General features: G+C 38.1%; 6 protein-coding genes. All 6 read right to left on the reverse strand.

Annotated elements, in window-relative coordinates:
• Window positions 1–687 precede the first annotated feature (687 nt).
• A complete protein-coding gene (locus MKZ07_RS23115; protein ID WP_341027698.1) occupies window positions 688–3,579 on the reverse strand; it encodes a COR domain-containing protein in 2,892 nt (963 codons plus the stop codon).
• Window positions 3,580–3,998: 419 nt separating this feature from the next.
• Window positions 3,999–6,278, reverse strand: a complete 2,280-nt coding sequence (locus tag MKZ07_RS23120) for a S8 family peptidase (protein ID WP_341027699.1) — start codon at window positions 6,276–6,278, stop codon at window positions 3,999–4,001.
• Window positions 6,275–7,408 (reverse strand): AAA family ATPase, encoded by a 1,134-nt coding sequence (locus MKZ07_RS23125; RefSeq protein ID WP_341027700.1) that lies wholly within the window; start codon window positions 7,406–7,408, stop codon window positions 6,275–6,277. Before MKZ07_RS23125 ends, MKZ07_RS23120 begins: the two co-directional genes overlap by 4 nt.
• A 682-nt stretch (window positions 7,409–8,090) precedes the next feature.
• Window positions 8,091–9,122, reverse strand: a complete 1,032-nt coding sequence (locus MKZ07_RS23130) for a hypothetical protein (protein ID WP_341027703.1) — start codon at window positions 9,120–9,122, stop codon at window positions 8,091–8,093.
• A gap of 235 nt (window positions 9,123–9,357) precedes the next feature.
• Window positions 9,358–11,025 carry a recombinase family protein gene (locus tag MKZ07_RS23135; protein ID WP_341027706.1) on the reverse strand — a complete coding sequence of 556 codons (1,668 nt, stop codon included), beginning with the start codon at window positions 11,023–11,025 and terminating at the stop codon, window positions 9,358–9,360.
• A gap of 34 nt (window positions 11,026–11,059) precedes the next feature.
• Entirely contained in the window at window positions 11,060–12,634 is a 1,575-nt protein-coding gene (locus tag MKZ07_RS23140) for a recombinase family protein (protein ID WP_341027709.1), read from the reverse strand.
• Window positions 12,635–12,648: the final 14 nt, after the last annotated feature.

Raw genomic sequence — 12,648 nt, forward strand, 5'->3', positions numbered from 1 at the left:
TTTTTGTTTTTGTTCTTCTTACCTTTTTTCATCCGCTACCTCCAGATAATGAAGGCACGTACCGAAACTAGGCAGAACACGTTTTTGTATTCCCTGCTTTAACAGGTTCTACTTTCTCTTGCGAATTATCGCCTTTTTAACTCTTCTTTTTAGATCGGCCCAATGGGTCGATCTTCTCCTCCGCACATATGCGGCAATTTAAAATTCCTCCGAACTGCAGAGCTACGAGTACAATGCCCGTAGTAGGGAACAGTTTTCACCGCCCCTTTTTATTTTATCCTATATATCCCATATATTCAACGGATTTCTGTTCCTTTTTCATTCTATCCGCCTCATAAAAATACTAAATTTCATAGTATATGAAAAAAAATATCTTACTATCTTACTACATACTCTGTAGTACAAATAAACTCGCAGAAGCCCGTTTACTCACCATCCTGACCAGAGTCTGACCTACCCCACTCCTATGGTCTATATGCTGTAAATACAGGCTCCTGCGAGCTTTTTTTCAAAAAACTTGCCTCTACTTATGATAAGGTTCACCGTAACATTTGTAGGGTGAAGTTCCCTGTGCCTACACGTGCAAAAATTCGCCTTACGAATGTTACGATCCCCTACCATACAAAGGCGATATTATTTGTGGTGCATTTCACAGTAACCTAAATCAAATTCTTAAGGAAATTACTACTATTTTTTCAAAAATAGTTTTGGCACAATCGGCATACCACACCATTCTGCGATCGAATTATATTTATCTGCCACATCTTGTGCAATTGAGACGCCATGTCTAAAATTTCTAATCGTTTTACCAAGCAGCGAATTGTCATCCTGAAGTTCCTGCATGAAACGATTGAATCTCCCCAATGCTCCTGATCTAACAATTTCTTCCTTTGACTCGACTGAATTTAGCTTATTCAATCCTTGTTCTAATTTTTCAAACTCAATAACTAATTCAGGTTGCTCAGCACATACTTCTTCCTTCATATATTGCAGATCACCTTGCAGGGCATCAATTGTATTTCTAATTTCAATACTAATCGTTGTGGTATTTTCATTCTTATTACGATTTTCATTATCATTATAGTTGCTATTTTCACTACTGCTTTTATTATCGCTGTGATTGTTATTGTGAATAGAATTATTAAATATAATATGTGGAGTTCCATCCATAAATACGTTCCTCTCCTTTTGTCTTTCTTTAAATGATTCGATTCCATCGAGGAGTGAGGTGACTGAAATCTTCATCATTGATTTTTCACATACAGCCTCCTCATAAGCATACTCTTCGTACCTAAGTAGCATTTTGTAATCATATTTATGCTCACAGCCTATATTACAATTGCATTGAATCTTCTCGGTCAATTTCAACTTATTAATACTATTATGAATTTCATCAAAATAATAACGGATACGTTGTAGTAATTCCCGATTCTGTCTTTTGTTCCTACCAGCAATATGAATTTCAATACGTTTATTAGAAACATTATCAAATAATCTAACCTTTCCCATAGACCCCCTGTACTGTAAGTAAGCACCTTTCTTCCAACATGCCTTATTATTTCCACTCCTATTTAGCAAATAACTATGTGCTTTGACTATGAAACGCGTCATCACACCAGCAGGTAGAAATTCATATTCATACTGAAATGTTAAACAAGTTTCATCATTAAAATTAATATCTTTCAGTTCAATTTCTTCAGTTTCCATAAGTTCAGGAATTAGGTATGTTTTATTCCTCTCAACCTCAAATGACAACTGAAAATTTTCCATTAATCTAAGGATAAGAGAGTATTTATCTTCTGGATATACTTCTCGATTCGTCCATATTGCAGGGAGATCATCTATGTATAACATTCCATTGCGATCTTGCAGTAAGTCGTCTTCCGCATCCAATACTTTGTAGACAGCATCTGTTCCCCAATCGGGATTTAAAATAACGAAGTCCTTTAGCAACATATCTTCTTTAAAATGCAAAATTATACCTAAATCATGCAAATACTGACTTAAACTTTTTGCCTCACCTTCTTTGACATCATACTGATTGCATATTTCCAAATATTTTGTGTAAGAAATTAAATGTTTAAAACTCGCGAGATTTTCCAGATGACTACGTATCTTAATCCAAGACGACAACCACACTATATTGGTTAATGGGAGTGTAATTGCTTCCTCTTTGATACTCTTTTCTAAGTCGTCTATCCCCATTCCGTTACTGCAACTCACCTTATAAGCATCAACGATTTGAGGAAATTTGTTTTGCAAACTTTTAAGATCAACATGCTTTATATTTTTGCGTTCATCGCATTTATTGATTACAAGTAGTATCGGGCTTTCACCAGCAAATGACTCTACAGTGTTGAGCCAATAATCAATACGCCCATACTCATCTTCCTGTCTTGCATCCCATACGAGGATATACATTGAGCGGTTCGTTAAAAAGAATTGGTGTGTAGAATGATAAATTTCTTGTCCCCCGAAATCCCACACGTTTAATTTGTAATCATGTCCATCAACTTGGAAACACCATCGCTCGATATCAATGCCTTCCGTAGAATCAATTTCCCCTGGTTCGCTGTAGTTTTGATGTACCAATCGTTGAAGCAGAGAGCTTTTTCCTACACCTCCTTGTCCGACAATGAGCATCTTAGACTCATTCAATTTTAGCTTGTTCGGGTCTGCTTGATACCTAAGAATGTAATTAACAACATCAATAGCAGGCTGTTTCATTATCTCCGGCGGAATAAAATCTACAAAAGGAGTATTATCGATATCGATCTTCTTCATATTAACCAAATTTTTGAGTGAATCCGGAAAATAATTAATTTTGCTTCCATGTAGGTAAAGTTCCTGTAATTTATTTAAAGAACCAAAATAAGCAGGTATTTCAGTAAGTTCCGAACCAATAAGCATTATAGAAGTGAGATTACGCAGCTTTGTGATTTCTTGAGGAATTTCAACTATTTTATTGCTGAGGCCTAAGTTACGCAGCTCTCTTAGTCCAAAAATCTCTTGAGGAAAAGTTGAAATTTTAGTTCCATGAAAATATAGTGATGATAGCTTCTTAAGATTACTGATTTGGGGAGTTAAACTTTCAATTGGACAACCTACTATATTCAATAGTTCTAAATTCTTTAGCCTAAATAGCTCTTCTGGCAGCATTTCAATTTTCGTATTAGCCAAATGAAGGGATGATAATTTTTGAAGCTTACTAATTCCACTAGGTAAACTTATAATGGGACATCCAGATACATCAAGGGCTTCAAGATTTTCAAGTTCACAGAGTTCCTCAGGTATCACCTTAATCGAATTGATAAATTCATCATCAAAAAAATCATAACTTTCAAATGATAAACTTTTAAGAGATTTTATTTTACCAATATCCTTTGGTATGGATGAAATCCCAGCGCTAGCAAATCTAATATGTTCCCACTGTTCTTCCATAGCTTGCTTAATAATAGCACTTAATATTTCATCTGTTATTTTTATTCCTAAAGTTAAAAATTTATATCGCGGATCCTTAATCTTTTGTATTAAGTTTTCCAATTCAAACTTTTCATTAGTAGTATGATTTACAACCATTGTATAGCCTGCCTCCCTAGTGTATATAAAATTACTATACAATGTTTCCCAATCATTTTGTAGATAATTATAAACTTAGAATAATAACCACATATCCATTATTAAACCGGAGATCTACTTTCACTTCTAATTTTAACTTTGATATATGATTTCATTTCTAGGCTACGATATGCTTAGTTAAAAATTCATAATATTTCGCCCTACTTGTGATACGGTTCAGCTTACACACTATAACGGCTAAAGTTTGCCTTGGAATAGGATTAGTTATTTAATAGTCATTTATGATACGCTTGCAGCGTGCCGATTTAAAGATAATGAACGTCCTCACGAAAAAAGGAATAGACAAGAGATCAAAGTCCCTCGTCTGTTTATTTTCTCTGAAATTCAAAGTATTATAAATAATATTGCTATTAACGGTATTATTGACGTTGACGAAGTTGCTGTTTTGTTTCTAGATTATTTGTTACATAACCTCGCGTTCTCAATCCATTGACCATCTCGGAATAGATGTCGTTGCCACTAGGATCTTTTATTGTAACAATCAGTACAAATTCTTGTCCTGGAACAACTAGTCCGCTTCTTGAGTTCATATCAATTCGAATCTTCCAACCGTCACCTGCTTGAATACCCTTATTGCTAATTTTACGGTAATACGATTTCACAGGACTCCATTTATATCCGTTTTCAACTCTGGATTTTTCAAACTTTTCATCCCATGAGCACTCTAGTGGGACGCACCCAGCAAACTTAATTTTACCATCAGATTCATATTTATATGTGCCGAAACTCACATCTATATTCGTTCTACAATATTCTTGACCATAACGTTGATCAAGCACTGGGCTATAAGCAAGCGTCATTCCAATTTCTCCAATACATTTTCCATTACGAATTAGTGAAGTTGGATATGGAAAATCAAATAACTCAAGATGTGTTCCTTGCACTATCTTTTGTCTAAAAACCAGAGTTATTTCATCTTCACTACATTGGAGAATATCTTTGGTATGAACAGATGGCATACCAAAACCATAGTATTTAATATTATCTTGATTCTGTTCTAGTAGTTCGCGTGAAGTCATTCTCGCAGAATGAATAATCATTGCTTTTGCCAGCAACAAATCTTTTTCAACCATTTCATCATAAACAGAAGAAAATTTTTGAACTACTCTAGGATTGGAATAACTAGTACCGATTCCTTCAATTACTTCGCCGTTAATACCTAATCCTTTCATACCAAGACCTGTGATGTTAAAAGTCTCATCTATATTACCACCAAAGTCTACTACGTCAGGTTTTACTATGTAGTTAGCACCTGGACCTCTTCTACTGAAAGGTGATGGCTCGTTACCTTTTACAATGGAATTATTCGAATCATATAAGGCTACCGAACCTACAGTAATAGCTCTTACTGAATCAGAAGGGGAAATTATACGATCCTCTTCACCTATATTGTCTTGTGGAGGCCAAGTTCGAAATGTTTTCTTATAATTGCCGCTTGATACAAATATTTGGACATTATATTTATCTTGAATATAATCCAAGAAAATACCCAAGTCAGACATTGCTCCTTGACATATTAAACTTTCAATTCCTAACGATATGTTCCACACCTTAACAGTTGTAGAGTATTTTTGCATAATATCTTCAATTATTTCCATTAACTCTTCTTCGCCAACTGTATCTATAGGTCCAAATTTCTCATCACTATTAGGTATGGCTACAACATCCAAAAATTTGAAACGTTTTGGATTACTTGCATTTATTCCATTCAATTTATTACCATATTGGATTGTAGATGCTATAAAAGTTGCATGGCTGGGGTTACGGTAGGATTCATTTACATATTCTTCGCGAGCAAAAATAGAAGATGATAGTAGATCATTATTGTCACTAATACCGCCATCTATAATACCAATGATTATTTCACTTTCTGAATAATCATCATCCAAAAATGCTTCCAAATCAGTTCCTACAATTCTTCCCAATGGGAGTGAATACTCTTGAAAAAAATCAACAGATTTCACCCCATTTATTGCAGCAATTTTTTCTATATCATTATAAGAAGATACATCAGCTTTGATAAATTTGATTCCATCTCCATAAGTGATGAATTCGTAATTATTCGCTAAACCTATTGCATTTATTTTTTTTGTAATATAATCAACAATTTGGCTGTCGTCATAAGCATCATCAAAATCAAAGTACTTTATTTTTATTTTGCTTTTAACGCTGTCAAAGAGCCCCTGCTGTGATAACTGCACTAATTCATTAGAGATTTTATCTTCAACAGTTATTGGCTTAATATCTAATACAGCAGTCAAATTCGCACTAAATTTTTGGGATGGAGGATTCCGAATCAAATCGATCGTTTTATTAATATTTTTCTTTGTTACCTTAATATATATTTCATCTAAATCCTCGCCGCCAATGATTGGAAGTTCTCGGCAAAAATCACTAGGTTTATGCGACTTTGCAATTGCTTCTTGTTTCATTACAATTTTCCCAACAGCAGGGATGTGTTCATTTTCTGTAAATACATCATTGTAGAAATTCAAAACATGATCAAATTTGCCTATCATTTCTTCTTGCAACTTTGAATTCACTTCCCCAAAATATTTAACCTTTCCTCCACCCAGATTTCTCTTGGTATCTGATGCCTTTTGAAGAACCAATTTAATTGGTAGATTTTTATCACTCATACTACTTCCTCCTCTACAATTAGTTTAGATACAGATGTTTTTGATATGCCCAAGATATTTGCTATTACGGCATAGCTGAATACCTTATCGTCACGGTTGCGTAGAAATTTGGCTTTTTTTCTCTGAATTTCCCTTTCATCTTTACAATTCTGCGGAAGGATCTTCATAAATATAAATAGTTCATCGTAAATGCTGGTTTTTGATAATGCATAACCGTAGATTACCGAATTTCGCATTGCCTTTTTAACAATCTCCTCAATATCCGCCCCACTTAAACCTACAAATGAAGTCGCCATTTCACGCTTATCCTTATGGGTAAATATCGAGTTATTATTCGTGAATAAGCTAATCATTTTGTAAATAGCCTCTATATCTGGAAGTTCTATTTCCAATTTATAATTAAATCTTCTCCAAACTGCACTATCCAAAAGGTTCTCATGATTGGTTGCAGCTAAAAGCAAACTATCACTACTCATAGCATCAACATTTTGAAGCAGGCTGTTTACAACCCTTTTTAACTCTCCTAGCTCATTACTATCATCACGAGCTTTCGCTATAGCATCGAATTCATCAAGGAATAAAACACATGGTGTTTTCTGAACAAATTCAAAGAGCGTGCGAATGTTCTTTGCCGTGGTACCTAAATATGATGAGATCAAACTATCAAGTCTCGCTACAATCAATGGAAGTTTCAGTTCCTTAGCAATGAGATATGCACACTTTGTTTTCCCACACCCAGGAGGACCATAGAGCAACAGTGTGTTTGAACCCCCTAACCCAAGAGAGTTTAATGTGTCTGAGTTTTTATAACTTAAAATGAATGAATTTAATTTATCTAAATTGCTTTGTGATAAGACGACTTCAATGTTATTTTCATTTGGATAGATAACATCAGCTAATGTGGTCCGAGACTCTGCATCAACTGGAATGTTATTGTTGTTTGTGGTACCCATGGCAGATAGGGTTGATTCCTGTTGCATAGTAAGCAACTTGGTAAATTTATTTACTGCACGTTCCTCTTTATCTTCTTCCAGCTTCGCGATTAATTGCCTAGTGTAATTCAGCACCTTGACTTGATCGTGTTTCAAAGCTCCTTCAACAATCTTTCCTATCTCAATTGAATACTTCAAAACCATCCACCTCCCTTATCATTATACTTGAACGAATCTAATAAATAAAGAACGAATTAATCTTTTTTTCTTTTATTGTCCCTATTTTTTATGAACGATATTTATATATTAGGGAACGAACTAACGTTCCCTCCTCAGGTTGGTATGTAGTTTGTAGTACGCGCCTCTTACTTTGACAACTCTGAAACCATGATACTGGACTAGGCATTGATCAATCTCTGCAATTCGGTATGGAGCATCAATTTCACATTTACTTCGACTTGTATTACTTAGTTGCTGATTTTCCAGGAACGAAACTCAATTTCCGTGTTTATATTTACTCTCTTCCTTTTTTAGCATTCACATATTTATAGGAAATAATTAATTAAATTCACTAAATTAACCAATATAATGCATTAGATTCTGAATTAAAAATAAAAACGCACCCGATTCTTTTACATTCGGGTGCGCTCCAGTGTCTTTCGTACTCATTATTCATTCAGTTTCGGCCTTACACACTATAACGGGAAAGGCTAAATTTCTGATGTCTCTTTGCCTTAAATGCGACTACCGCAACAGCCTCTTCACTCGAACCATCTGCGGGAAGTGTCAGTAGTGTCCATTGATTTTCTGCCGTTTGACACTATTGTCGCTTCTGACGCATTTTTAGTTTGGAAATTGGATGGGAGCTTCGGACTGCCCACTATTTACTCATTCTCACGTATTTCGGATTAATGCTGACCATCTCATCGAGATATTTCTTCCAGCAAGTATTATCCCTGGATGGGTCGTTAGCCTGTTCTGTGAAGTACACACCTAAGCTTCCATTATCAAACTTGAAGTAATCCCTTCCTCTCTGATTCCCGAACAAGGCAACCATCGCGTAGTTGTAGCTGGAGCTAACCGCAATTCCTGTCTTCTGCATCGGTATTCTTTTCTGGATTTCTTCTATTGTATATGTGACCCCATCACCAGCTTTATCTGCATCGAGTGATTGGAGTAGTAGAGCAAAGAGCAAATCGGCATTGGATCGTAATGTGATCTTTCCTATGTCGAAGACCTCTGATGAAAATGAATTCCAGTCATGCTTTTTAGAAATTGCTGGAGCTACTTTGGAACGGGACACCGGAATGCTCTTCACCTTATGCTTCCCAAACATCATGAGAAACTTGTCTAGGTCACGTTTGTTCCCCTTCGCCTCTTTGACTCCAGGGAGCACAGAGCGTAAGAACACAGAAAAATCCGTAATGTCTTCTTGGCTGACAGGCTGTCTCTTCCACACCCAATCCGGCCTTACAGTGGACATCAAATAGTTCATTGCCCGAAAATTATGCTGATCTATAAGCTCCACTTTCTTCGAGCTTATTAGATGTGATAAAAATGCTATTGTAATGAAGGATTGATGTCCTGCTAACTTCTCTTCCCAAAATGCAAAAATGTCATCAAGCTCCAGCTTGCCTGTTTCAGCAAACTCAGGCCAATATTTTTGTAACTTGGCAATAATAACTTTATGGGCGGGGACGTAACTTGGCTTTTCCCAATGGCCGTATTTCCACTCGAACGCTTGACTTATTTCATTATGTTCAACGTTTTTAGGATCAGAAAAGCTTTCCTTCCATTTTAAATATGGCTCTTCTGGATATTTGTTTAACTCGTATTTAGATGTATATTCTACAAAATGTTCTGAAATAGTTTTGGCTATTGACTCAATTTCCTTCTTCGTCAATTCAAGCATTTAACATCTCTCCATATTCTCTTAGATTCAGTTTCCCATAAGCCATTTGGAATGTCATCCGTTATGTGCTCTGAGTACGCCCTCCCCACCCGCAGAATCTCATTCGCTGCCCGCTCCCCCTTTTGAACTGTATTTAGTGTCAGTGTTGTAAGAAGCAACCTCAGCAGCTTAAAAAGAACGTTTGAACCAACTGACGCAATTCTAGGCATACAGTGGGTTACGGTCACCCGAACAGTCAAATTGCAATAGAGATACTTCGACCATGGATCTCTCGCTTCATCTGGACAGCAAAAGACCCTTCTGCATGGGTCACAGAAGGGTCTGTGTTTAAAAAATGGTGTACCGTATTCTCATCGAAGTTCATATCGATTTGGTCGATGGTTTTTGAATCCTTGATTGTAATTTGCTTGATGACCAAATGCATCAGGGTCTTTCGTTGGTCAAAGGATGACGAGTCCAGCAGCTTATCGAACTTGTTCAGAAGAGCGCGGACAACTTCGTAGGAGACGGGCTCCGCATGGTCGTCTTTCATTTCAGCAGCCAGCTCCACCTTTTTGAGATGTAGTCGTTCCAGTTCTTCACCAATGTCATCAAGCCGCTTGGAGAACATCGTCTTATCTAAACCGTTCATTTCGTACATGTCAAAATACTTTCGCCGCTTCCCCTCCAGCTCTGTTATCTTAACCAAAATATGCTCAAGTTCCTGCTGGAGGGGTTTGACACGCTTCGTTTTCCTTTCATTAATATTTTTCACGATGGCCTTCAGAATTTGAGGCTTTGCTAATACTTCTTTAAGCCGTTCGATTACATAATTCTCTGCCTCCAGCTTCCGAATGCTGTTGGCGCTGCATACCTTGCTCCCCTTGTTACGGAAGTTGCTACAAGAGTAGTATAGACGCATGACCTTACTACCGTCCTTCTTACGATTCTGAGTCCGATTAGCTACCATCGGCGCTCCGCACTTTGGACAGCGGATGAGCCAGGTTAGCAGGAACTCGCCATCGAACCGCTTCAGGGAGACTACTGATTTTTTCTTGCGTAGGTACTGCACTTTGTTCCATAATTCTTCCGAAACAATAGCGGGATGAATCCCATCAAAAGTCTCCAGTTTGGTGTTAAGGCCCTTACGCCTTTTCTCACTCCAGTTTTCATATCTTCCATAACGTATCCTTCCAACAAAGAATGGATTGTCCAGAATCTCCTTCACACCACTGATGGAGAAGGCTCCTCCCGATTTGGTTATATAGCCCTCATGATTCAGTTCATTAGCAATCGACTTGAAACCTCGTCCGGTTGCGAAGCGTTCAAATATTTTGAGAATGATGACTTCTTCCTCGGGGACTATCACTACTTTTGACTCCCGAATCCGAACTCCATTCACGACATCTTCTACACTTCGGTACCCAAGCGGTAGTTTACCGTTATGTTTCCCTGTCCTAGCACGTTGTTTATGACCCAACTTAACATTGTCAACTATAGTATTTCTTTCTAATTCCCCTACAGCACCCATGATTTGCATCATGAATTTTCCATGAGAGGTTGAGGTGTCGAATTGTTCGGACATGGACATGAAAGCTACATTATTCTTATGCAGTGTATCAACGATATGAAGAAGATCACCTGCATTCCTCGCCAACCTATTAAATTTCCACACTAAGCAAATATCTATTAGATTGCTTTTTGCATCCTGAAGCATTTGCTGCAGCTCAAAGCGATTATCCATGCTTTTACCGCTGATCCCTCGGTCCACGTACTCTCGGTAAACTTCATAACCATAAAGATTACAATAATCCCTTAATGTTCCAATTTGAGCATCAATGGAATATCCATGCTCAGCCTGTTCCTCCGTGCTCACACGGGCGTAAATACCGACTCGGCGCACCTTATCAGAGGTCATTAACATTGGAGTACTCACTCTGGTTCCAGCCCGACTCGATTTATGCAGGTTTGTTGTTGGTTTTGCATTGTAGTTCCTCCATATCCTTTATGAGTAGTATATGATTTAACGATGCACTGCCATGTAAGACAGCTTTTGATATATCCCTGTCAGTAGGGAGCGTAATTTTATCAAATAAACCCTTAAGCAGCTTCTTTTGCTGTTCATGCGAGGAGGTTTGGACCATCGCCCACACATTCTTCAATGCTGTAAGAATCTTATTGCTATCTACCAATTGCATCTGTTGATTGGCAAGTTTTTCTTCAATACCTCGCAGGGCCTCCTGCTTAACAGCTTTCTTCTCTTCAAGTTCCTTAAGCCGCACCACTAGGGTTTCCTGAGGGATATGCTCCTCTTCAAATAACTCAAAGCATCTCTGCTGCCGCTGATCAAATGCAGCCAACTCCTTAGTCAGACCTCTCTTTTCATCCTCAAGAGGTTTACGGCTTAGATCCCGCTTATCGTTCACTGCCGAGATGATTTGATTCAGTAAAGGGGGTTTAGTCACAAGCTCCTGCATTTGTTGAGAGAACCAGCAATCCATATCATCTGCACGAATCGCGTTTAAGCTACACGCTGCGGAGCCCTTACTCCTATAGATCGAGCACACATAGTAGTAGTTCTTCCGAATTGTCCCGTTTTTGTTATAGCTCTTCGTGTGTGCCGCAACCATGCTGCACCCGCACCTAGGACATTTGAGCAATCCTGACAATGGAAAATGCCGTTTGATCATCTTCAATGGTGGGTTCGATCGACTTCGTAGCTTGGCTTGGACTTGCTCCCACAGTTCCAAAGCTATGATTGCTTCTTGTTCACCCTCCACCAGTTTTACCTCAGCCCCTGTATGGCGCTGGCTTGTACCAATGCGTATTTTACCGATGTAGTTGGGATTAGTTAGGATGCCTCTCACCGCTGCGATGCCAAAAGCTAGGCCTTTCTTGGTCTGATAGCCTGCAGCATTTAGTCGATTGGTGATTGCCATGTACCCTAATCCATCTGCATACATGGTAAAAATAGTTCGGACTAGCTCAGCCTCAGGTTCCACAACTTCAAGCTGTTGCTGTCCAGGGTCAGGATTTTTATGCCACCGGTAACCGAGCACCATATTCCCGCTATTCCAGCGTCCCTGCCGATTACGCTCTTGTACAGCTAAACGAACATTATCACAAATCTGTTCTCGTTCTAGCTCAGCAATAGCACTCAGTACCTGTACGACAAAGCTGCCCATCGTCGTATCGGTATTAATATCTTCTGTCACGCTCTTTATTCCGATATTGCTCTTATTAAGAGTTTTCACCATATGCAGTAAGTCACTATGGTTGCGTGAAAGCCGATTTAGCTTCCATACCAAGACATTTTGAAAACATCCCTGTTGTGCATCCACAAGTAACTGCTGCAAAAGGGGTCTGCCCTGAATCGACTTCGCTGATTTTCCTGCATCTATATATGCTTTGTATATAGTTAAATTGTGCCGTCCGCAGAATGCCTTTAGCATATCCATCTGACCATCTATGCTGTAACCATCCACCTGCTCATCTGTGGAGACCCGAATGTAGACGGCTACTGTTGATTCCATTAGGTTGACCTCCT

Origin of the sequence: Paenibacillus sp. FSL P4-0338 (genome assembly GCF_038002365.1) — a bacterium.
Classification (GTDB): Bacteria; Bacillota; Bacilli; order Paenibacillales; family Paenibacillaceae; genus Paenibacillus_AQ.